The 22,797-nt window shown below is 73.5% G+C and carries 19 protein-coding genes; 12 read left to right on the forward strand and 7 right to left on the reverse strand.

Features of this window, described 5'->3' with window-relative positions; all coding sequences use genetic code 11:
• Positions 1-45: 45 nt before the first annotated feature.
• The 3 genes from AC0ZLC_RS13500 to AC0ZLC_RS13510 all read right to left on the reverse strand — a co-directional run bounded on the left by AC0ZLC_RS13500 (position 46) and on the right by AC0ZLC_RS13510 (position 3,842).
• A complete protein-coding gene (locus tag AC0ZLC_RS13500; protein WP_476752167.1) occupies positions 46-2,304 on the reverse strand; it encodes a molybdopterin oxidoreductase family protein in 2,259 nt (752 codons plus the stop codon).
• Between the two features lie 163 nt (positions 2,305-2,467).
• Positions 2,468-3,121, reverse strand: coding sequence for a TetR/AcrR family transcriptional regulator (locus tag AC0ZLC_RS13505; protein ID WP_476752168.1), 654 nt, complete (start codon positions 3,119-3,121; stop codon positions 2,468-2,470).
• 100 nt (positions 3,122-3,221) lie between these two features.
• On the reverse strand, positions 3,222-3,842 hold the full coding sequence (locus tag AC0ZLC_RS13510) for a nuclear transport factor 2 family protein (RefSeq protein WP_476752169.1): 621 nt from the start codon (positions 3,840-3,842) through the stop codon (positions 3,222-3,224).
• Positions 3,843-4,059: 217 nt separating this feature from the next.
• On the opposite strand from AC0ZLC_RS13510, the gene hmgA reads away from it, so the two are divergent.
• The 4 genes from hmgA to AC0ZLC_RS13530 all read left to right on the forward strand — a co-directional run bounded on the left by hmgA (position 4,060) and on the right by AC0ZLC_RS13530 (position 8,902).
• Positions 4,060-5,412 carry a homogentisate 1,2-dioxygenase gene (gene hmgA, locus AC0ZLC_RS13515; protein WP_476752170.1) on the forward strand — a complete coding sequence of 451 codons (1,353 nt, stop codon included), beginning with the start codon at positions 4,060-4,062 and terminating at the stop codon, positions 5,410-5,412.
• Positions 5,413-5,461: 49 nt separating this feature from the next.
• Positions 5,462-6,211 carry a GntR family transcriptional regulator gene (locus tag AC0ZLC_RS13520; protein ID WP_476752171.1) on the forward strand — a complete coding sequence of 250 codons (750 nt, stop codon included), beginning with the start codon at positions 5,462-5,464 and terminating at the stop codon, positions 6,209-6,211.
• A gap of 45 nt (positions 6,212-6,256) precedes the next feature.
• Positions 6,257-7,474 carry a type ISP restriction/modification enzyme gene (locus tag AC0ZLC_RS13525; protein WP_476752172.1) on the forward strand — a complete coding sequence of 406 codons (1,218 nt, stop codon included), beginning with the start codon at positions 6,257-6,259 and terminating at the stop codon, positions 7,472-7,474.
• Positions 7,475-7,693: 219 nt separating this feature from the next.
• A complete protein-coding gene (locus AC0ZLC_RS13530) occupies positions 7,694-8,902 on the forward strand; it encodes a CaiB/BaiF CoA transferase family protein (protein WP_476752173.1) in 1,209 nt (402 codons plus the stop codon).
• A gap of 32 nt (positions 8,903-8,934) precedes the next feature.
• On the opposite strand, the gene AC0ZLC_RS13535 is transcribed toward AC0ZLC_RS13530, so the two are convergent.
• From AC0ZLC_RS13535 to AC0ZLC_RS13545, 3 genes are all read right to left on the reverse strand, one after another.
• On the reverse strand, positions 8,935-9,204 hold the full coding sequence (locus AC0ZLC_RS13535; RefSeq protein ID WP_476752174.1) for a hypothetical protein: 270 nt from the start codon (positions 9,202-9,204) through the stop codon (positions 8,935-8,937).
• Between the two features lie 115 nt (positions 9,205-9,319).
• On the reverse strand, positions 9,320-10,120 hold the full coding sequence (locus tag AC0ZLC_RS13540; protein WP_476752175.1) for an anti-sigma factor: 801 nt from the start codon (positions 10,118-10,120) through the stop codon (positions 9,320-9,322).
• 49 nt (positions 10,121-10,169) lie between these two features.
• Positions 10,170-10,712 (reverse strand): sigma-70 family RNA polymerase sigma factor, encoded by a 543-nt coding sequence (locus AC0ZLC_RS13545; protein ID WP_476752176.1) that lies wholly within the window; start codon positions 10,710-10,712, stop codon positions 10,170-10,172.
• Between the two features lie 252 nt (positions 10,713-10,964).
• Here AC0ZLC_RS13545 and AC0ZLC_RS13550 point away from each other — a divergent pair, with 252 nt between their 5' ends.
• The 4 genes from AC0ZLC_RS13550 (at position 10,965) to AC0ZLC_RS13565 (ending at position 17,826) form a co-directional block, all read left to right on the forward strand.
• Complete coding sequence (locus AC0ZLC_RS13550; protein ID WP_476752177.1) at positions 10,965-12,494, forward strand: DUF4331 domain-containing protein; 1,530 nt, start codon at positions 10,965-10,967, stop codon at positions 12,492-12,494.
• 137 nt (positions 12,495-12,631) lie between these two features.
• A complete protein-coding gene (locus AC0ZLC_RS13555; protein ID WP_476752178.1) occupies positions 12,632-14,590 on the forward strand; it encodes a tetratricopeptide repeat protein in 1,959 nt (652 codons plus the stop codon).
• Positions 14,587-16,149 carry a HoxN/HupN/NixA family nickel/cobalt transporter gene (locus AC0ZLC_RS13560; protein ID WP_476752179.1) on the forward strand — a complete coding sequence of 521 codons (1,563 nt, stop codon included), beginning with the start codon at positions 14,587-14,589 and terminating at the stop codon, positions 16,147-16,149. The genes AC0ZLC_RS13555 and AC0ZLC_RS13560 overlap by 4 nt, the downstream gene beginning before the upstream one ends.
• Before the next feature lie 72 nt (positions 16,150-16,221).
• A complete protein-coding gene (locus AC0ZLC_RS13565; RefSeq protein WP_476752259.1) occupies positions 16,222-17,826 on the forward strand; it encodes a serine/threonine-protein kinase in 1,605 nt (534 codons plus the stop codon).
• A gap of 106 nt (positions 17,827-17,932) precedes the next feature.
• Here the strand turns inward: AC0ZLC_RS13565 and AC0ZLC_RS13570 are convergent, their stop codons facing one another.
• On the reverse strand, positions 17,933-18,742 hold the full coding sequence (locus tag AC0ZLC_RS13570; RefSeq protein WP_476752180.1) for an SGNH/GDSL hydrolase family protein: 810 nt from the start codon (positions 18,740-18,742) through the stop codon (positions 17,933-17,935).
• Positions 18,743-19,056: 314 nt separating this feature from the next.
• Between AC0ZLC_RS13570 and AC0ZLC_RS13575 the strand changes: the two genes are divergently transcribed.
• From AC0ZLC_RS13575 to AC0ZLC_RS13590, 4 genes are all read left to right on the forward strand, one after another.
• Positions 19,057-19,482, forward strand: a complete 426-nt coding sequence (locus AC0ZLC_RS13575; protein ID WP_476752181.1) for a hypothetical protein — start codon at positions 19,057-19,059, stop codon at positions 19,480-19,482.
• Position 19,483: 1 nt separating this feature from the next.
• Entirely contained in the window at positions 19,484-20,578 is a 1,095-nt protein-coding gene (locus AC0ZLC_RS13580; protein ID WP_476752182.1) for a GNAT family N-acetyltransferase, read from the forward strand.
• Between the two features lie 379 nt (positions 20,579-20,957).
• Positions 20,958-21,773, forward strand: coding sequence for a glycosyltransferase family 2 protein (locus AC0ZLC_RS13585; protein ID WP_476752183.1), 816 nt, complete (start codon positions 20,958-20,960; stop codon positions 21,771-21,773).
• Positions 21,770-22,774: a glycosyltransferase family 2 protein gene (locus AC0ZLC_RS13590; RefSeq protein WP_476752184.1), complete on the forward strand. Its 1,005-nt coding sequence runs from the start codon at positions 21,770-21,772 to the stop codon at positions 22,772-22,774. Before AC0ZLC_RS13585 ends, AC0ZLC_RS13590 begins: the two co-directional genes overlap by 4 nt.
• Positions 22,775-22,797: the final 23 nt, after the last annotated feature.

Genomic DNA, 22,797 nt, shown 5'->3' on the forward strand with positions numbered 1-22,797 from the left:
TTGACGTGCGAGCAATAAGCGCAGAACTCCAGGTCACAGCTTTGCTCAGGTGGCGGGCGTCAGCTCGACCGCGACGCCGTTGAGGACGGCGGTCCCCGACAGCGGGTCGAGCAAACTGCCGTCGAGCAGCTGGTTCACGTTGACGCCGGGGTCCTGGGCGGCGTGGCTCGTCCGGGTGCCCGGCCGGTCGTGCCCCCAGCCGTGCGGCAGGCTCACCACACCGCGCCGCACTCCGTCCGTGATCTCGGCGGGGGCGGTGACCTCTCCCCCGGCGCCCCCGACGCGCACGGCCGCACCGTCGGCGATCCCGAGGCGGGCGGCGTCCTCGGGGTGGATGTGCAGGGTGCAGCGGTTCGAACCGCCGGTCAGGGCGGGGACGTTGTGCATCCAGCTGTTGTTGGAGCGCAGATGGCGCCGGCCGACGAGCACCAGGCCCGCCGGGCGCTCGCGCAGCGCGTCCCGCAGCCGCGGCAGATCGCCGGCGATCGGTCCCGGGAGCAGTTCGATCCGGCCGCTGCGGGTCTTCAGCGGCTGCGGCAGACGCGGCCGCAGCGGACCGAGGTCGATGCCGTGCGGGTGGGCGAGCAGCCTCGCCAGGCTCAGCCCGTCGGGCCGGGTGCCGAAGCCGTCGCCGTACGGGCCGAGGCGCAGCATCATGTCCAGTCGCCGCTCGGGACCGTTGTCGCCGGTCAGTTGTGCGGCGAGCTCGCCCGGGTCACGGCCGTGCACGGGCGAGTGCGGGTCGGCGACGGCCTTGCCCAGGGTGCTCTCGACGACCATCGCGTCCACGGCCGAGGGGTCGGCGCCGTGCATGCCGGTCGCGGCGAGCACGAGCCGCGCGAGGATCTCGGTCTCCGCCATGCGGCCCGGCTCCAGCGGGACGGCGGCCCGGGTGTAGCGGACCTGGTTGTGCACGGCGAAGGCGTTGAAGGCGAAGTCGTGGTGCGCGCTCTGCGAGGGCGGGGGCGGCGGCAGGACGACGTGCGCGTGGCGGGAGGTCTCGTTCAGGTACGGGTCGACGCTGACCATGAAGTCCAGCGCGCCGAGGGCCTTGTCGAGACGGTCGCCGTCCGGCGCGGAGAGTACGGGGTTGGCGGCGACGGCGATGACGGCGCGGACCGGGCTGCCCTCGTCCGTGGCGGTGTCGATCTCCTCGGCCAGCGCGGACAGCGGCAGCTCCCCCTTGGCCTCGGGGTGCCGGCTCACCCGGCTGTGCCAGCGGCCGAGCGCGAAGCCGCGGCCGGGTCCGGCGGGCCGGGGTGCGCGGTCGGTGGCGGCCTGGGGGAAGAGGGCACCGCCCGGCCGGTCGAGGTTGCCGGTGAGGATGTTCAGGACGTCGACCAGCCAGCTCGCCAGGGTGCCGTGCGCGACGGTGCAGCTGCCGATCCGGCCGTAGACCGCGGCGGTGGGCGCGGCGGCCAGCTCCCGGGCGAGCGCCCGGATCGTGTCCGCCGGCACGTCACAGGCCTCGCTCGCGGCCTCGGGCGTGAAGTCCCGCAGCGCGGCGGCGAGTTCGTCGGTTCCCTCGACGTGCGGGGTGAGGTCGCCCAGGTCGGCGAGCTTCTCCTCGAAGAGGACGTGGGCCATGGCGGCGAGGAGCAGGGCGTCGGTGCCGGGCCGGATCGCCACGTGCCGGTCGGCGAGCTTGGCCGTGCGCGTGCGACGGGGGTCGACGACGGTCAGCGTGCCGCCGCGCGCCCGCAGCGCCCTGAGCCTGCCGGGGAAGTCGGGGGCGGTGCACAGACTCCCGTTGGACTCCAGGGGGTTGGCGCCGATGAGCAGCAGATGGGCGGTGCGGTCGAGGTCCGGTACGGGGATGGCCAGGGCGTCGCCGTACAGGAGCCCGCTCGACACGTGCTTGGGCATCTGGTCGACGGTGGAGGCGGTGAAGAGGCTGCGGGTGCCCAGCGCCGAGAGCAGGACGGGCGGGTAGAGGGCACCGGCCATGGTGTGCACGTTCGGGTTGCCGAGGACGACGCCGACGGCGTGCGGGCCGTGCCGCTCGACGACGGGCCGCAGCCCCGCGGCCACGGCGTCGAAGGCCTCCTCCCAGGTGGCCTCCCGAAGCTCGCCGTCCTCGCGCACGAGGGGGGTGCGCAGCCGGTCGGGGTCGGCGTCGACCGCGCCGAAGGCAGCGCCCTTGGGGCAGATGAACCCCTTGCTGAAGACGTCCTCGCGGTCACCGCGGGCGCCGGTCACCCGGGTGCCCTCGACGGTGAGCGTCAGCCCGCAGGTCGCCTCGCAGAGCGGGCAGATGCGCAGGGCGGTACGGGAGTCTGGGGTGGGGGCGGTGGTGCGGGACACGGGGTCCTCCCGGGTTGCGGCGGCAGCGGTGACGCACGGGCCCCCCGAGCATACCGACCGGTATGCACCTTCGGGAGGGTCCGGCGGGGTCCGGTCCGAAAACCGCCGGGGCCGGTCCGTCACCACCGGCGGGGCGGTCCGTCACAGTCCGCGGGGCGGTCCGTCAGTCCAGGACACGCGACAGATAGGCGCGCAGCAGGACCCGGATCTCCCCGATGACGCGTTCGTCGCCGGACGGGTCGAGGCGGAAGGCGAGGTGGACGAGGGTGTCGGCGGTCTCCACGGCGACCAGGAAGGCGCGCCGCAGATCCTCGTCGGGCTCGCGGGCGAGATAGCCGGAGAGCAGTTCCGTGAGCCGGTCGGCCACCCGTGTGTTGGGCTCCGCGCATCCGGAGCCGACCGGGATCTGGTTGCCGAAGTCGACCAGCGTGAAGCCGGGCGCGGTCCGCTTCATGGCGAGGTACTCGTCGAGCACGGCGTCCATGGCGGCCCGCCAGCCTCCCCCACTCCCGCCCCCGTCCGTCCGGGCGGCGCCGCCGTCCCCGGCCTCCCCCAGGCGCCCCCTCACGCGCTCGACGTAGCGGTCGAGATTGCGCTGGGCGAGGGCGTCGGCCATGGCCCGCTTGTTGCCGAAGAAGCGGTAGACGGAACCGATGGGGACACCCGCTCGCTGGGCCACGGCCCGGGTGCTCAGGCCGTCGTAGCCGACTTCGTCGAGGAGGTCGGCGCAGGCGTCGAGGATCCTGGTCAGTCGCTCGGCACTGCGCCGCTGCACGGGCGCGCGGCGCAGCGGGGTCGCTCGGGGCACGCTGTCCATGATGCCTCTCCGCCGGGGTCCGGTGAACCTCGCCCGTCTGTACGCGAACCGGCGCCCCCGCCACTCATCGCGGGCGCCCCGCACACCGCTGACCGGCCGCTCACCGCGGGCGCCGCGCGCCGGTGTTCCCGCCATTCATCGCGGGCGCCCCCGGGCCCGTGCCGCCGTCCGCGCTCGGACGCGACGCCGGTCCGGACGCGCCGCCGTCCGCCGTCGGCGCCGGTGCCGGTCCGGACGCCGTGATGTCCGCCGTGCACTCGACGGGCACGCCGTCGACGGCCCACACGGTGCGGTCGTCCGCGTACAGGCGGGCGGTGAGGTGGTGGGTGCCCCGGGGGACGAGGTCACCGGAGAGGCGGTAGGCGGGGGTGCGGAGCCGGGTGAGGATCCGCCCGTCCAGGAGCAGCACGGCGCTGCCGCGGCCGGCCACGGCGACCGCGCGCGTACCGGCGGGCGAGAAGCGGAACTTCCGGACGGTCAGCCGTACGTCCCAGCTTTCGTCGGTGTTCGGCTGCACCTCGATCCCGACACCGGGTGCGCCCTTCTCGTCGATCTCACGGTAGTGCCGTCCCTCCTCGTCCGTGTCGTCCAGCACCTTGCCCACGGGCGAGGCGGGCACTTCACCCCCGCGCCCGTGCGCGTCACCGGTGCCGCAGCCCGCCGATCCGCCGAGCAACGCGCAGATCGCGAGCGCGGCGAGCAGTCCGCGCGTCCACGACATGCCGGGAGATTAGAACAGGACCACGGGCGGCCGGATCCCCCTCAGGTCGGGTTCTCGAGTCGTTCGCAGGTCGTGGGCCGTACGCGCACCAGAGCCCCGGCGGGCCGGGAACGCCGTCCGGGCCCGGCCGGTTCCGTACGCCGGTCGGCGCTGCCCCTTGCGCGGGGAAAAGCCGAATCCTACGGTGATGCATAGGAATAGGGACGAGGGAGCGATCATGAGCGATGCGGGCACCGCCCACGCGGGCGGGTTCGAACGTGAGGGAGCACGGAAGGCCGCCGGGGAACCGGCGTATCTCTCCGGATTCGGCAACGAACACAGCTCGGAGGCGGTCCCGGGCGCCCTGCCGCAGGGCCGCAACTCGCCGCAGCGCGCACCGCTCGGCCTGTACGCGGAGCAGCTGAGCGGTACGGCCTTCACCGAGCCGCGCGCCCACAACCGGCGCTCGTGGCTGTACCGGATCCGGCCCTCGGCCGCGCACCCCGCCTTCACCCGCACCGACAACGGCGCGATCCGCACGGCCCCCTTCACGGAGACCGTCCCCGACCCCAACCGGCTGCGCTGGAACCCGCTGCCGGAGCCCGCCGAGGGCACCGACTTCCTCGCGGGCCTGTGGACCCTGGGCGGCAACGGCGACGCGGCGCAGCGCACCGGCATGGCCGTGCACCTCTATCACGCCAACTCCTCGATGGAGCGCGTGTTCAGTGACGCCGACGGGGAGCTGCTGATCGTCCCGGAACGCGGCGGGCTGCTGCTGCGCACCGAGTTCGGGCTGCTGCGCGTGGAGCCCGGCCATGTCGCGCTGGTCCCGCGGGGTGTCCGCTTCCGCGCGGAGCTGCCGGACGGCTCGGCGCGCGGCTATGTGTGCGAGAACTACGGGGCGCCCTTCCAGCTGCCCGACCTCGGTCCGATCGGCGCCAACGGACTGGCCAACGCACGCGACTTCCTCGCTCCGGTCGCGGCGTACGAGGACGTGGAGGGGCCGGTGGAGGTGGTGAACAAGTTCTGCGGCAACCTCTGGACGGCGACGTACGACCACTCGCCGCTGGACGTGGTCGCCTGGCACGGCAACCACGTGCCGTACGTCTACGACCTGCGCCGTTTCAATGTGATGGGCACCATCAGCCACGACCACCCGGACCCGTCCATCTTCACGGTGCTGACCTCGCCGACCGACACGGCGGGCCTGGCCAACGTCGACTTCGTGGTCTTCGCGCCGCGCTGGCTGGTGGGCGAGGACACGTTCCGGCCGCCGTACTTCCACCGGAACGTGATGAGCGAGTACATGGGGCTCGTCGAGGGCGCCTACGACGCGAAGGCGGAGGGGTTCGTGCCGGGCGGCGGATCGCTGCACAACATGATGTCGGCGCACGGTCCGGACCGGGAGACCTTCGACCGGGCCAGTGCCGCCGAGCTGCGCCCGCAGAAGGTCGACGACGGCCTCGCCTTCATGTTCGAGACGCGCTGGCCGGTGACCGCGACCACACAGGCGGCCCGTGCGGAGCACCTGCAACGCGGCTACGACGACGTGTGGCAGGGCCTCCAGCGGCACTTCCGTCCCGCCGGCTGACCCTCGCCGCCCGTTGCACTGAACGCCCGCGACCGGTACGGATACCCTCGTGACCTCCTTCGCTCCGGACTCGATCGTCCTGAACCGCAAGCTGCCGCTCTGGTATCAGGTGTCGCAGTCCCTGCGCGCCTCGATACTCGGGCGGTCCGCCCAGGACCCGCTGCGGCTGCCCACCGAGGAACAGCTGGCCGGGCACTACGGGGTGAGTGTGCTCACGATGCGGCAGGCGCTCAAGGAGCTGGAGACCGAGGGGCTGATCACCCGGCACCGCAGGCGGGGCACGTTCATCGAGCCGAGCGCGCAGCGGGGCGCTCCCGTGCGGCTGCTCGGTTCGGTGGACGCGATCGTGGCCCAGCAGTCGGGCATGCGGACGGAGCTGCTGGAGTACGGCACGACGCCCGTGTCGGCCGAACTGGCCGAGCACTTCCCGGAACTGGCCGAGGTGACGGCGTACCACCGCCTGCGCAGCGACGAGAAGACCGGCGAGCCGACCAATCACGCCCGCAACTACGTCCGTCCCGACCTCGCGGCGCTCATCGACCCGGAGGACCTGGTCCGCTGGCCCATGACCAAGGTGCTGCGCGATGTGGTGGGCGCGCGCATCAGCCGGATCACCGACACCGTCGAGGCCCGGCTCGCGGACCCGGAGACGGCGCGGCTGCTGCGGGTGCCGCTGCTGAGCCCGATCCTGCACTACACCGGCATCGTCCACGGGGAGGACGGGCGCGCCCTGGACGTGGCCCGCATCCACTACCGGGGCGACCGTTTCTCCTTCACGGTCACCCTCGACGCCCACTGACCGCCCGGCCCGTCCGCGGCCGGTGCCCGGGGCCCACACCGTACGATGCGGTGCGTGACGCACGACGACGCTCCGCTGCTCGCGGACCTCCTGCCGTGGTCGGTCGCGCCCGTGCGGCCGGGCCGGGGGTGGCCGACGGCGCCCGACCCCGCGTCCCTGAAGGCCCGGTGGAACGCCCTGCTGAAGGCCGAAGGGCCGGACCGCGAGGCGCTGTTCGGGCCCACGCGCTCGCGCACCCTGCACTCTGCGGTCGCCCAGCTGCCGGGGCAGTCCAGCGGGACGGGACGGCTGGCGCGCGAGTCGGGTCCCTGCCCGGAGCCGGTGCGGGTGCTCAGCGGTCCCTTCGACGAGCAGTGGCTGATACCGGACCACCGGCTGATCGACGCGGCCCGCCCCGAGCTGTGGCGGGTGGCCGACGAGCCGCAGATGTTCGCGGTCGAGCAGCCTGTCGTGCCCGGGTCGTCGGGCCCGGCTCTGCTGGTCTCCTCCGTGCTGCCGGTGAGCGCCGGCCGCGGCGGCCGGGTCCGCCCCCTGTACCGCCGTCCCGGCGGCCGCGAACCGAACCTGGCGCCCGGCCTGCTGGAGCACCTGGGCGCCCGCCTCGGCCGCTCCCCCGGGCCCGTCGACGTCCTCGCCTGGACGGTGGCGGCGTCCCGGCCCGGCCGGGACGGCTGCACGGTGCCCCTCACCGGCGATGCCGACGTGTGGGCGCGCGGTGTGGAGTTGGGGCGCCGGATGCTGTGGCTGATGCGGCGCGACGGCGAGCGCCCGAGGCTCCCCGGCGGCCGCCGGCCGTACGTCCGTGCTCCGCTCCCGGCGCTCCCCCTCGCCCGGGTCCGCGCGAGTGCCGGGGCTCCCGTCCTCGACCTGCGCTACGACCGCGACGAGGAGGTTCTGCACGTCGACGAGGGCCGTATCTCGCCCGTGCCGCCGGAGGCCTGGGACTTCGAGGCGGGCGGTGTGCGCGTGCTGGAGCGGTGGTTCACGGAGCGAACGCGACCGCCGGAACCGGGCACCCTGGAGGCGATCCGGCCCGCCGCCTGGCCGCAGGCGTGGACGTCCGAGCTGCTGGAACTGGTCACGGTGCTGGCGCTGCTCGCGGAACTGCGGCCGCAGCTGGCCGAGTTGACGGCGGAGTCACCGCTCACCCGGACCGGGCTGCGCAGGGCGGGCGTGTTCCCCGTGCCGGAGACGGCACGCAGGCCCGCGACGGTCCTGGACCACCGCGAGGAGGGCCCCGACGGGCAGTTCGCCCTGGTCTAGGGCACCTCACCTCGCGGGGTCCCGCCGCTCGCCGCTCGCCGTCCGCAGGTACGCGACCGGCGGACGGTGCCCCCGGGCGCCCGCGGGGGTGACCCGGGTCCGCGGCGGGTGATGCCCCGGGCGCAGCGGCCGCCGGACGCCGGTGCGCGCCCCGCCGGGCCGGCCGCTGAGCACCGGCCCGGCGGCGTACGCGCATGACAAAGGCGTCACGTACGGGACATGATCCAGCGCATGCAGCCACTTCCCCTGCCTCTGGAAGGCATCACCGTCGTCGCCGTGGAGCAGGCCGTCTCCGCCCCCTTCGCCACCCGCCAGCTGGCCGATCTCGGCGCCCGGGTCGTCAAGGTCGAGCGGATCGACGGCGGGGACTTCGCCCGCGGCTACGACACCGCGGCGGCCGGTCTCGCCTCGCACTTCGTGTGGTGCAACCGGGGAAAGGAGTCCATCGCCCTCGACCTGAAGGACCCGCGGGGGCTCGCGGTGGTGAGGCGGCTGGTCGAGGGCGCCGACGTCTTCGTGCAGAACCTCGCCCAGGGCGCCGCAGCCCGGCTCGGCCTGGACGCGGCCACGCTGTGCGCGGCCCACCCCCGGCTGATCGCCGTGGACATCTCGGGCTACGGGGCGTCGGGGCCGTACGCGGACAAGCGGGCCTACGACATGCTCGTGCAGTGCGAGGCCGGTCTCGTGTCGGTCACCGGAACCCCCGGGCAGCCGGTGAAGGCGGGCATTCCCGCCGCCGACATCGCGGCGGCCATGTACGCCTTCTCGGGAGTGCTGGCGGCACTGGTCCGGCGCGGCACGACGGGACGCGGGGGCCCGGTCGAGGTGTCGATGCTGGACGCGCTGGCCGAGTGGATGGGCCACCCGCTGCACCACGCGATGCACGGCGGCACTCCCCCGGCGCGCACCGGCCTCGCGCACGCCGTCATCGCCCCGTACGACGCCTATCCGACGGCGGACGGGAGCCGGGTCCTGCTGTCGGTGCAGAACGACCGGGAGTGGCGCCGGCTAGCCGAACAGGTGCTGGCGAAGCAGGAGTTGGGCACCGACCCGGCGTACGCGACGAACGCGGCGCGGGTCACGAACCGGGAGCGCACCGACGCGCTCGTCGGCGGTGCGCTGGCCGTGCTGACGGCGGACGAGGCGGTCGCCCGGCTGGAGGAGGCGGGCATCGCGTGCGCACGCCTGCGGGACGTACGGGAGGTGGCGGAGCATCCGCAGCTGGCGGCCAGGGACCGGTGGCGGGAAGTGGAGTCACCGGTGGGGCCGTTGCAGGCGCTGCTGCCGCCGGTCGGCCTGCCGGGCGGGGACGAGGCACGGATGGGAGCCGTACCCGCGCTCGGGCAGCACACCGAGACGCTGCTGCGTGCCGTGGGGATGACGGACGATGAGATCGCAGCACTGCGCCGGGACGGTGTGACCGCCTGAGCGCGGGTCGGGGACTGCCTGACCCGCGCCGCTCAGCGGCCGCCGAACAGCGAACGGCTGAGCCGCCTCAGCGGGGCGAAGAGCGAGACCCGCCTCACTCGCGCACCCATGCCGCTGCGGTCGTGCGCGGTGTCACGCGCGGTCAGCTCACGCATCAGCAACGTGGCCTCGGCCGCCTCGCGCTGCGGGACGGCAGGGCCACCCAGCACCGCGAGATGGCGGTCGAGGCGCGAGCTGGTCGCGCTGCTCCCGCACGTGATCGCAGGGACTCGAGCCCTGCTGCGCACTGTTATCTGTTCCATGTCACTCCCCACCCATACGAGGGCACCCGGCCCGGGCAGGCTAACCCTATCGCTCCCTCGTGGCACTCGTGTATCGCGGGCACAGGATTCACCTACCCCGTAAGGGCGTTGACGATTACTCTCCGAATCCAACAGATTCCAGGGCGAGTTGGACAACTGGTGCGGTAGTGGGCCGCGGTGAACCACCGTCCGGTTCGACGGTCACCGCGAGTGAGGACGCCGTGGAGTCGAGACCGCCGGCGACCAGGGGCGTGTCGACTTGCAGCAGCCCGAGGGAGCGTGGCTGCACGCCAGGGCGCATGAGCCACAGTTGATGCACGCGCCCTCCGGAGGGCGCACCGAGACCGCTCACGGTGACGACCGCGCGCCGCTGCGAGGCCGACGCGACGACACCGATACCGCGTCCCCGGCCGTCCCGGTCACCGGTCGCCCGGGCGTCGGGCGCCGCGAGAACGTGCGCGATCTCACGTGCCCGGGCGCGCTCATGGTCCAGCTTGTCCTCGGTCCGCGTCGCCTGGACCGCGAAGAGCGACGCGACGACGAGGGCCGCGGCGGCCGTGGCGGTGGCGAGCGGGGCCAGCAGCGGGCGCAAGCGGGGAGTGCGCGCGCGGGCGGGGCGACGGGCCGCGCGGGCGCGAGGCGGTGCGGTGCCCGTGTACGCGCCCGGCGGTTCCTGCGGAGTCGTCCGTACGGCGGCGAGGACCCGGTCCCGCAGGGCGGGCGGCGCCGGGGCCGCCGTGGACCAGGCGAGCCGGACGGCGTCCTCGGTCAGCGCCCGTACCTCCTCGGCGCAGCGGTCGCAGCGGTGCAGATGGCGTTCGAAGCGCCGGCGCTCGTCGGGTTCGAGCGCGTCCAGCGCGTACGGCGCGGCGAGCGAGTGCAGGTCACGGCGGAGCAGCCGGTCGAGGAGGCTCATGCGGCACCTCCCGGGCGGGCCACGGCGTCGCCCGCGGATGTCAGGGTGCTCATGCGGCACGTCCCAGGCAGTCGCGCAGCCGGGAAAGCCCGTCGCGCATACGGGTCTTGACGGTCCCGAGCGGCAGAGAGAGCCGTTCGGCGACCTCACGGTAGGTGTAGCCGTCGTAGTAGGCGAGGGTGACGGACTGGCGTTGCAGGGCGGTGAGCCGGTCCAGGCAGCGGCGCACCCACTCGCGTTCGAGTCCCGCCTCGACCTCCTCGGCCACCTGGTCGAAGGCGGGCCGGTGCAGCCGCCGTCCCTCGCGCTGTTCGCGCTCGGTGGCGGCGCGGGCGCTGCGCACCCGGTCGACCGCGCGCCGGTGCGCGAGCGTGAGGATCCACGACAGGGCGCTGCCCCGGCGCGGGTCGAACCGCCCGGCCGAGCGCCAGAGTTCGAGCAGCACCTCCTGGGCCACCTCCTCCGACTGGGCCGGGTCGCGCACCACCCGGCGCACCAGACCGAACACCGGCCCGGACACCAGTCCGTACAGCTCCTCGAATGCCCTCTGATCACCCCCGGCCACGAGCACCAGAAGTTCGTCCGTCTCCACCCGTCCCCCTCTCCGGCCGCGTACCGGCCGTCAGTTCACGGACCCGTGCGCGGCGAGTGCGCTTTCGGATGGGTTACGGATCGGCGCACCGAAAACGCGGGTCCGCCGGCGGCGAAACGAACGCAACACGTGAGGGCCTCGCTGAAACGACCGGCGTCAGTCCACGTAAGAACGTTTGGGATTCGACCAATCCACCCCGGCGACCGCTCCGAATGGCGTGCGTCAGGCAAGTTGGACTTGAGGACGGACGGCATGACACCTATCTCCAGGATCGGCGTGGGACGCAGGACTTGCACGGCCCTCGTCTGTGGCGCGCTGGCTGCCGGGGGGCTCACAGCCGCCGGTGCGACCGTGCTGGAACCGGGGGCGGCCGCCGCCTCCAGCCACCGGGAGGCTCCGTTGATCTCGGGGCAGCCCCAGTACGACAACACGGACGTGTACGCGTTCGTGAGCCCGGACAAACCCGACACGACGACGATCGTGGCGAACTGGATCCCCTTCGAGGAGCCGGCCGGCGGCCCGAACTTCTTCACGTTCGCCGAGGACGCCCAGTACGACCTCCACATCGACAGCGACGGTGACGCGCAGGGCGATCTGGTCTACCGCTACACCTTCAGGACGCATCGCAAGAACGGCGACACGTTCCTCTACAACACGGGTCCGGTCACCAGCCTCGACGATCCCGACCTGAACATCACGCAGACGTACGACATCGACCTGCTGCGGCTGCGGGACCAGAAGCTGGTCTCCCGGACGAAGGTCGCCGACGACATACCGGTGGCGCCGTCGAACGTCGGCAAGGCGTCCATGCCGGACTACCGCAAGCTGCGCGACCAGGCGGTGTACAAGCTCGCGAGCGGGTCCACCACCTTCGCCGGGCAGGCCGACGACCCGTTCTTCCTCGACCTGCGCGTCTTCGACCTGCTCTACGGCGGCGACCTGTCCGAGGTCGGCCGGGACACGCTCAAGGGCTACAACGTCAACTCGATCGCCCTCCAGGTGCCCACCGAGATGATCCAGGAGTCGGCCGACCAGCCGATCGTGGGGATCTGGTCCACCACGCAGCGCAAGGACGCCCGCGGCGGCTACACCCAGGTCTCGCGCCTCGGCATGCCGCTGGTCAACGAGGTCGTCAACCCGCAGAAGGACAAGGACAAGTTCAACGCGTCCGATCCGTACAACGACGGCGACTTCCTGAAGAACGTGACGAACCCGGAGCTGCCGAAGCTCATCGAGGGGATCTACAAGATCAAGGCTCCGGCGGAGCCCAGGAACGACCTGGTCGACGTGTTCCTGAAGGGTGTCGAGGGTCTCAACCAGCCGCCGCACGTGCGCGCCGCGGAGGAGCTGCGGCTCAACACCTCGATCAAGCCGGCCGCGCATCCCAAGCGGCTGGGTGTCCTCGACGGCGACAACGCGGGCTTCCCGAACGGGCGCCGGCTCGGCGACGACGTGATCGACGCCGCGCTCCAGGTCGTCGAGGGTGAACTGGTCGGCTCCAAGAACGACCTGGGCGACGCGGTCGACAAGAACGACAAGAAGTTCGGCCACTCCTTCCCGTACCTGGCCCAGCCGACCTCGGGTTCGCGCGGGGCGACCGCCAAGGGCAGCGGCAACAGCGTGCGCAACCAGCTGGACGGCGGGCTGGTTCCCGCCGGTGCGGACGGCGGTACGGACACCGTGCTGATCGCCGGTTCCGCGGCGGCCGGGGCGGCCGGCTTCCTGCTCCTCGGCACCGGCGTGCTGTGGTGGCGCCGGCGCATGCACAACCGGGCGTACTGACCCGGCACACCGCCGGGCCCACGGGCCCGGCCCACTGACCGGCGCGGCCCGCACGCACTCGTCCCCCCACGGTGCGGGCCGCGTCGCCCCAACCCCCCGACCACGACCGTTGCGGCCACGTATTTCTAGGAGAGGGCATGTCCCCGGGTACGAACGAGAGCGCGCCGCCGGGCGCCGGCACCAGCTCCGCCGGCCTCCCCGCCGGCGGCGGCACCGGCGACGACCCGTCGGCCGCGGCCCCCGCCCCCGGCACCGGCGCCCGGGGGAGCCGTCCCGGCGACTCGGCGGGTGCCGAAGGGGGCTTGGCGGAAGGTGTCTCGAAGAACCCCGCGCACGCCGGTGACGTCGATGACCCCTCGGGCAGGGAATGCGACGGCGCCGCCCGTGCGGGCAGTTCGGCGGACGGTGTCGCAGTCGGCTCCGCGCATGCCGAAGGCCGGGCGGACGGTGACTCCGAGAACCGGGGCCGTGCGCAGGCCGGTGACGTCGACGGCCCGGCAAACGGTGCTGTCGACGACTCCGCCCATGCCTGCGATACAGCGGAAGGCGTCTCCAGCGGCGTCGCGCACGCCGGTCACGTCGACGGCCCGGCGGACCGCGACTCCGGCGGTTCCGCACGTGCCTGCGATTCCACGCAGCGCGTCTCCGGCGGCGCCGCGCGTGCCCGGTGCAGCGGCGCACCGGCAAACCCGGCGGACGTCGGGGCGGGCGTGTCCGTGGAGGTCCCGGACGATCAGGTGGCGGCCCCGCGACGGCGATCCGCCGCGGGACGGCGGTGGCGGGCGGCGCAGCTCGCCGGCTGCGTCGTCGCGCTGGCCGTGGCGCTCACCGCCGGGGGCGTGGTCCTCGGCGCCCGCGACGGCGGCCCGGCACCCGTCGCCGCCGCACCCGGCACCGGCGCCTCGCCGCAGCTGCTCGCGAGCGCAGGACTGGACGCCAACGTCCTCTCGTTGCAGGCCCATCTCCGCGCCCAGCCAAGAGACTTCGGGTCCTGGGCGACGCTGGGACTCGCGTACGTGGAGCAGGCCCGCACCAAGGGCGACCCCGGGCGCTATCCGCAGGCGGAACGGGCGCTGAACCGCTCCCTGCGGCTGCGCCCCGACAACGACCCGGCGCTCGCGGGCCGCGCCGCCCTCGCCGCGGCCCGGCACCGGTTCCCCGAAGCACTGAAGTACGCCGACCGGGCGCTGGCCCAGAATCCCTACAGCGAGCGCGCGCTGTCCTCCCGGATCGACGCGCTGGTCGAACTCGGCCGCTACGACGAGGCGTCGAAGGCCGCCGACCTGGCCGACTCCCGGCGCCCGGGGGTGCCGGTGTTCACGCGCTACGCGTACGTGCACGAGCTGCGCGGCGACGTGAAGACCGCCCGCCGGGTCCTCGAACAGGCCCTGGCCACGTCGACGTCACGCGGCGACGTGGCGTACGTGGCCACGGCGCTGGGCCAACTCCACTGGAACCAGGGCCGGTACGGGACGGCGCTGACCTACTACGCCCGGGCGCTGGCCGCCGACGACGCGTATCTCCCGGCGCTGGAGGGCCGGGCCCGCGCCCAGGCCGCCCGGGGCGACAGCGCGCAGGCGATCCGCGGCATGGAGGACGTCGTGTCCCGCTCGCCGCTGCCCCAGTCCCTGGTCGTGCTCGGCGAGCTGTACGAGGCGCGGGGCGAGAGGGGCGACGCCCGCAGGGCCCGCGACCAGTACGCCCTCGTGGACGCCTGGACCGCGCTGGCCCGCGCCAACGGGGTCAACGCCGACCTGGACACGGCCCTCGCCGCCGCCGACCACGGGGACCACGCGGCCGCGCTCACGGCGGCCCGCGCCGAATGGGCCCGCCGGCACACGGTGCACACCGCGGACGCCCTCGCCTGGGCCCTGCACGTCAACGGCCGTGACGGGGAGGCGCTTCCGTACGCCCGCCGTGCCACCGCGACCGGCTACCGCAACGCCGCGTTCCTCCACCACCGCGGCACCATCGAGCGCGCCACCGGCCGCTCCGAAGCTGCCAAGGCTTCGCTGACCCGCGCGCTCGACCTCAACCCCGGCTTCTCGCCGCTCGGCGCCCGCGCGGCCCGGGCGGCCCTGAAGGAGGCGGAATGAGGTCCCGTACGGCACTGAGGCGCGCGTTCGCCTCCGGTGCGGCCGTCCTCGTCTCGTCCGTCGCGCTCGTGCTGGTCCCCTCGGGGACCGCGAGCGCGCACCCGCTCGGGAACTTCACGGTCAACCGCTACGACGGCCTCGTGGCCGCCCCCGGCCTGCTGCGGATCGACCACGTCGAGGATCTCGCGGAGATCCCCGCGACCCAGGCCGAGCCGGACGTCCGGCGGCTGGGCAGGGCGGCCTGGGCCCGGCAGCGGTGCGCGACGGCGGCCCGGGACAGCCGCGTCACGGTCGGCGGGCGCGACGTCCCGCTCACCGTCGGCACGAGCGACGCACGGGTACGGCCGGGACAGGCGGGACTCGACACCCTGCGCGTGGAGTGCCGGCTGACGGCCCCCCTCCCGGACCGCGCCGCCGCCGTACGCTTCCGCGCCGCCGTCGGCTCGGGCCCCGGCTGGCGCGAGGTCACCGCGCGGGGCGACCGCACGACGCTGACCCGGTCCGACGTCCCCACGACGTCCGTGTCCAAGCGGCTGACCGGCTATCCGGAGCGGCTGCTGTCGTCCCCGGCCGACACCGCGTCCGCTTCCCTGCGGGTCCGTCCGGGCGGACCGGCGCTCGCCCGGGACGACCGGGACGCGCCCGCCGCGTCGGTGCTGCCGCGTGGCGCCGACCGCTGGACCCGGGCCCTCGACGGACTCGTCGCCCGGCACGACCTCACGCTCGGCTTCGCGGCACTCGCCCTGCTGGTCTCCGTCGCCCTCGGGGCGATGCACGCCCTGGCGCCGGGACACGGCAAGACACTGATGGCCGCGACCGCCGCCGCCCGCGGGCGGGCCACCCTCCGCGACGTCCTGCCCCTGGCCGCCTCGGTGACGGTCACGCACACCCTGGGTGTGGTCGCCCTCGGCCTGCTCATCACCGCGGGCTCGGCCGCCGCGCCCTCCGTGATCGCCTGGCTGGGCGTCACGAGCGGCCTCCTGGTGACCCTCGCGGGCGCCTCCCTCGTACGCCGGGCCTGGCGGAACCGCACACCCGCGTCCGCACACGGTCACGCATCCCGGCACGAGCACGAGCCCGGACACGCACACGAGCCCGGACACGGACACGAGCACGCCGAGTCGGCACACCGGCACCGTCACGACCACACCCACGACCACGCCTCCGGGGTCGAGCACTCCCACGGCGGCTTCACGCACAGCCACCCCACCGCGCCGACCCTGCGCGGCACGATCCTGCTCGGCTTCGCCGGCGGGCTGGTGCCCAGTCCGTCCGCCGTCGTCGTCCTGGTGGGCGCCGCGGCGCTGGGACAGGCCTGGTTCGGCTTCCTGCTCGTCCTGGCGTACGGCGCCGGGCTCGCCCTCACGCTCACCGCGGCCGGGTTCGCCGTGGTCCGGCTCGGCGGCGGGATGGCACGGCTGCTCGCGCGGCGCCCGCGGTGGACCTCCGGACCCTTGGCGGCCCTGATGCGCAGGGCGGCGCCGCTCGGCTCGGCGTGCGTCGTGGTGGCTCTCGGAGCCGGACTGGTGTTCAAGGGGGCGGCATCCGCACTCGGCTGAGCTACTTTTGGGGAGGAATCGCGCGGATGCGAGAGGGGGACGCCCGTGTCCGAGGGTCCGAGCGGTGAACGGATGATCGCGGGCCGGTACCGTCTGCTGTCCCCTCTGGGCGAGGGAGGCATGGGCACCGTCTGGCGGGCCCGCGACGAGGTGCTGCACCGCGAGGTCGCCGTCAAGGAGGTGCGCGCCCCCGCCGGGATCCCGTCGAGCGACGTCGAGCGGATGTACGCGCGTCTGGAGCGGGAGGCGTGGGCGGCCGCCCGGGTCGCGAACCGCAACGTGGTGACCGTCTACGACGTGGCGACGCAGGACGGCCGCCCGTGGATCGTCATGGAGCTGATCCGCGGCATCGCCCTGTCCGACCTGCTGGACGCGGAGGGCCCGCTCTCCCCGCGGCGCGCCGCGCACATCGGCGCCGAGGTGCTGTCCGCCCTGCGCGCCGCCCACGCGGCCGGGGTCCTGCACCGCGACGTCAAACCGGGAAACGTCCTGCTGTCGAACGACGGGCGGGTCGTCCTCACCGACTTCGGCATCGCGACCGTCGAGGGCAGCTCCGCGCTGACCATGACCGGCGAGGTGATCGGTTCACCCGAATTCCTCGCACCCGAACGGGCGCTCGGCCGCACCCCGGGGCCGGAGTCCGACCTGTGGTCCCTCGGCGTGCTCCTGTACGCGGCGGTCGAGGGCAACTCGCCCTTCCGGCACGACACTCCGCTGAGCACCCTGCGCGCCGTCGTCGACGAGGAACTGCCGCCGCCGCACCGAGCCGGACCCCTGGCCCCGGTCATCGAGCGTCTGCTGCGCAAGGACCCCGCGGACCGCATCCCCGCCGAGCGGGCCGAGGAGGACCTGCGTCTGATCGGCGCGGGCGGAACTCCCCGGACGGGTTCGTCCCCGGCGCCCCGCAGTCCGACGGTCGTGGCCTTCCCCCACGAGGCCCCGACGCCGCCCCGGCCCGTTCCCGCCCACGCGTCCGGGCCCGCGACGGCGCAGACGGCAGGACCGGCACGGCCCGACCGCGGTCGCCGGGCCGCCTTCGCCGTGATCGCCGGCCTGGCCGCGCTGGCACTGGCCCTGACCGGCCTGGTGTACACGCTGGTGAACCACGAAGGCGGGGGCGGGGGCGACAGCGGCGGCTCGGCCGCTTCGAGCGCCGGCGGCAGCGGTTCCGGCGGGGGCGACGAGCAGAGCGGGGACGGCGGCAGCGCCAACGGCAGCGGCGGTGACGACGACGGCACGACCGGCGGGAGTCCCTCCGGCACGTCTCCGAGCGCCCGGCACTCGACCCCTCCGCCCGCCCAGTCCGTCACGGTGAGTGTCACCGGCACGCACACCGACTACTCCGGGCCCTGTCCCCCGCCCGCCGGCCAGGCGCCCGCGTTCACGGCGACGTTCACGGTGGGCGTCGTACCGGTGGAGGTCGACTACCGCTGGGTGACGAAGAAGGGCGAGGTGTCCGACTCCGGCTGGAAGACCCTCTCGTTCCCCGCGGACGGCGGGAGGACGAGGCAGAAGTCGGTCGTGGTGACGACGTACGACGCGGAGGGGACGTACGAGAACGCGATCAGTGTCGAGGTCCGCGGCCCCGTGCACACGACGTCCGACTGGGTGCCGTTCTCGGTGACGTGCGAGACGGAGACGCCGTCCGGCGGGGCCTCCTCGTCCGCTTCTCCCTAGGGCCTGTCCGCCGTCGAACTCCCGTCTGTCCTGCGGGCGGGCGGCGGGGATGCGACGACGGGGCCCGGCCGCGCCGGACGGCGCGGCCGGGCCGGGACGCCGGTGCTCAGGCCCCGGCGGTGAAGACCGGGAGGTAGCCGCCGGACTGTCCGGCGGCGGTGGGGTGGTACGACTCGCCGATGTTCAGCCAGTTGACGCTGTGCAGCCAGGCACTGCCGGAGCAGATCTCGTGGCCGGTGAACGTGGTCCTGACATCGCCGAACGTGAAGCCGTGGGCGGCGGCACGCCGGGCGATCGCGCTGTCCAGGTAGTCGGCGGCACTGTTGATCGCGGACCGCTCCGTGTCGGAGAGGCCGGCGATGCAGTTGCCGCTGAGCTGGTAGAAGCGGGGGTAGCCGATGACGACCACGTGGGCCGACGGGGCCTTGGCGCTGATCGCCGAGTAGACGCTGTCGAGCTTGCCGGGGAGTGTGGAGTCGACGTAGGCCCGGGCCGTGGCGATCCGGGACAGGCAGGAGCTCTCGGACTGGAGCACACAGGTCGTCATGACGTCGGCGAAGCCCGCGTCGTTGCCGCCGACGCTGATCGAGACGAGTCCCGTGCCGGTGTTCAGGGGGCTCATCTGGCCGGCCAGAACATCACCCGTACGAGCGCCCGAGCAGGCCGTGAAGTCGAACGACGAGGGTGAATGGGCGGCCGCCCAGAGGTAGGGGTAGGCCTTCGTGCTGCGCTTGCAGTCGCCGCTGGAGCTGAGGTAGCTGCCCGCGCCGACGCCGGAGGAGTAGGAGTCGCCGAGGGCCACATACCCGGTGGCCGCGGCGGTCTGGGACGCCTGCGCCGTCGCTGCCCCCGTGAGGGCCAGACCGACGGCGAGGAGGAGTGAGGTCGCGTATGCCGTAATTCGGGAACGTCTCATGGAACCTCCCTTTAGCAGGATCTCTGCCTCAACTGTGGTAGCAGCTACGCGTGTTGACTGGAAGTGTCCATGCCAATTCTGTTTCACTCGCGCCGGATCCTCCGGCGCGTTCGCCGTGCCCTTGCCTACATGCCCATGACCTCACCGACACAAGCTCTCAACTCGCCTGCCGGGAGTGACCGTCAGGCCAGACGAACACCTGTTCAAGGGAGGCCGGGAGCCGCCGGGCGGGTGCCTGGGGCATCTTGACGGGCCACCAGAACCTGCGCGACTCTGAAGCCCGGCATCCGGCGCTTCGGGGGGCAAAGTCGCCCATGCAGACCATACGTATCAAGGCACGGTCGGCAGACGGTGCCGCTCGGTCGGAAGTGCGTCCCGGACGGGACCTGCCGCCGCTGCTCGCAGGTGCCGCGACAGCGGTCGGAGGCGTCGGCGCGGTCCTCGCGCTGGCGGACATCGACTCGCCCCTGCGTGCGCCGTTCACCCTGTTCTTCCTGCTCGCGGCCCCGTCGGCGGCCATCGCCGCCGCGCTGCGCGGACTGCCCGCCTTCGGCCGCGTCGTGACGTCGGTCGCCGGCGCCGTCGCGGTCGACATGCTGGTGGCCCAGGGAATGCTGGCGGTGCACCGGTGGTCGGCGCCCGGCGGGGTGGCGGCCGTGGCCGCGATCAGCTGCCTCATCCTGCTGCTGGTGGCGGCACGGCGGCCGCGTGGCCGTGCGCGCCGGGACGGGACGTCCTGACGTGGACATCGGCGTGTACCGCCCCGGCGAGCTGAGCGCCGCCGACCGGGCGGCCTGGGCGGCCCTCCAGTCGAAGGCCCACCTCGGCGGCTCGCCCGGACTCGCGAACCCCTTCCTCTCCCCCGAGTTCACGCTCGCGATGGGCCGCTGCCGGCGCGGCGTGCGCATCGGCGTGGTCCACGAGGGCGGCGAACCCGTCGCGTTCTTCCCGTTCCAGCGCACGGCCACCGGGGTCGGCCGGGCCGTGGGCCTCGGCGTCTCCGACTGCCAGGGCCTGGTGCACCGCCCCGGGTTCACCTGGGACGCCCACGAGCTGCTGCGCGCCTGCGGGCTCGCCGTATGGGAGTTCGACCACCTGGCGGAGGGCCAGGCGCCGTTCGAGGCGGAGGCCTCCGGCACCTTCCCCTCCCCGGTCATGGACGTCGACCAGGGGTACGAGACCTATCTGCGGGAGCTGCGGGAACGCTCGCCGAAGTTCACCAGGACCACGCTCGCCAAGGAACGCAGACTCGGCCGGGACGCCGGCGAGGTGCGCTACGTGCACGACGAGTGCGACCCCGCGGCGCTGCGCACGCTCATGGGCTGGAAGTCCGCCCAGTACCGCAGGACCGGACGCAGCGACCGCTTCGCGCACCCCTGGATCACCCGGCTGGTGCAGCAGCTGTTCCACACCCGCTCCGAGCCGTTCGCGGGGATCCTGTCGGTCCTCTACGCGGGCGGCAGCCCGGTCGCCGCGCACTTCGGGCTGCGCAGCGAGCGGGTGCTGGCGTGCTGGTTCCCGGCATACGACCCGGCCTTCGCCAAGTACTCGCCGGGACTGGCGCTGCATCTGCACATGGCCGAGGCGGCCGCCGCGGACGGCATCGCCTATCTGGATCTCGGCCGGGGCCAGAAGGAATACAAGGACTCCCTGAAGACACGCGAACTCCAGGTGTCGGAAGGGTGGGTGACACGACGTCATCCGATCGCACTCGGACACCGGGCGCGGCGCGCCCCTGTCCGGGCACTGCGCAATGCGGTGCTGTCCCGGCCGGAGTTCTTCGAGCCGGCCGACCGGGCCCTCAAACGGATGGGAAGGATTCGTTCGAGGAATTGATAACGCCCAGAATTACAAAAATCGTGAGGCCTCGTTCCAGGCCTTGCCATACGGATGCAATCGTCAATACCGTCGTACATCTCACCCGCACCGGTCCATCATCAAGCGGCTCAGGGGAGGGCTCAGGTCCGCGATGGCCCCGGCGCGGGGCGCGGTAGGGGGGTGCCGTGCTCGGTGACCACACCTGTGCCGAGACGTGCCGCGAGACCGTCTTCGATGTCGCTTTCCCCGATGTCGGAGCCGGCCAGTTCTGCCAGCTCACCCGGCATGCACGGAGGTCCATTCCCGCATGCCGTCCGTGAGAACCCCCCTTTCGAACCGGACACAGAGCCGGACCGCCCGGGGGCGGGCGGTCCACCGGACGAGAGGGACCACATTCATGAGTTCAGTCCTGCGCCCAGCCTTTTCGAACCAAGATCAGCCAACAGCCGGCAACTACCGTCCGATCTCCTGTCACCTGGCGATCGCACCGCCGGTGAGCGTGGTGATTCCCGCGATGAACGAGGCGGAGAATCTTCCCTACGTCTTCAAGACGCTTCCGCACTGGATACACGAAGTGGTTCTCGTCGACGGCAATTCCACCGACGGCACCGTGGAGGTGGCACGCGACCTGTGGCCCGGCGTGAAGGTCGTCGAGCAGCGCGGCAGAGGCAAGGGCGATGCCCTGATCACCGGGTTCGAGGCGTGCACCGGCGACATCATCGTGATGGTCGACGCGGACGGCTCCGCCGACGGACACGAGATCGTGTCGTACGTGTCCGCGCTGGTGTCCGGGGCCGATTTCGCCAAGGGCTCCCGGTTCGCCAACGGCGGCGGCACGGACGACATGACGCCGGTCCGCAAGCTCGGCAACTGGGCGCTGTGCACGGTCGTCAACAAGAAGTTCGGCGCCCGGTACACCGACCTGTGCTACGGATACAACGCGTTCTGGCGGCACTGCCTCGACAAGATCGACCTCGACTGCACCGGCTTCGAGGTCGAGACCCTGATGAACATCCGGGTGGTCAAGGCCGGCCTCAAGGTCCAGGAGATACCGAGCCACGAGTATCTGCGGATCCACGGCACGAGCAACCTGCGTGCCGTGCGGGACGGGATCCGGGTGCTCAAGGTGATCCTCGGGGAACGCTCCAACCGGCGCGCGCTGCGCAGATCGCACGCGCAGGCACTCACCCTGGGCCGGGGAGAGGTCTCTTGAGCGAGCCGGCCGTCTCGGTGGTGGTGTGCGTCTACACCGAGGACCGCTGGGAGGACATCCTCGCGGCGGTCGCCTCGGTGCGGGCGCAGTCCCTGCCGGCCCTGGAGACACTCCTCGTGGTGGACCACAACACCCCGCTCCTGGAGCGACTGAGCGGGGAGTACAAGGAGACCGACGGGGTGCGGGTGCTCGCCAACGCGGGCCCCCGCGGCCTGTCCGCGGGCCGCAACACCGGCATCGCCGCCGCGCGCGGCGAGGTCATCGCGTTCCTCGACGACGACGCCGTGGCCGAGCGGGACTGGCTGCGGCACTTCGCCGAGGGGTACGCGGATCCGCGGGTCATGGCCGTCGGCGGGCGGACGGTGCCCATCTGGGCGTCGGGCCGCCGGCCCGGCTGGTTCCCCGAGGAGTTCGACTGGGTGGTGGGCTGCACGTACCGCGGCCTGCCGCCCGGCCGGGTGCGGGTGCGCAACGTCCTCGGCGGCAACGCGTCCTTCCGCCGCACGGCGTTCGACGTGGCGGGCGGTTTCGCGACCGGCATCGGCCGCGACGGCGACAGGCGCCCGCTGGGCTGCGAGGAGACGGAGCTGTGCATCCGGCTCACCCGCGCCAGGCCGGACGCCGTCCTGCTGATCGACGACCGGGCGGTCATCCATCACCGGGTGCCCGCGCCGCGCGAGCACTTCGCCTACTTCCGCGCGCGCACCTACGCCGAGGGCCTGTCCAAGGCGCTGGTCGCGCGCAGCGTCGGCGCCGGCAAGGGCCTCGAGTCGGAGCGCCGCTACACGACCCGTGTGCTGCCCGCGGGGGTCGCCCGCGGGCTGCGTGACGCCGTGCTCGCCCGGCCCGGCGGGGCGGGACGCGCGGGTGCCATCGTGGCCGGAGTGGTGACGGCGGCCGGAGGGTTCGTCATGGGCAGCCTGCAGGTGCGCAGGCGCGGTGCCGTGTTCTCCGTGGCCGGGATCGAGGGGGTCCCGGGCGACGAGGGGGCGGCGACATGAGCGCGGCGGGCCCGGGGAGCGGT

This window comes from Streptomyces sp. GLSS-08 (assembly GCF_056387915.1).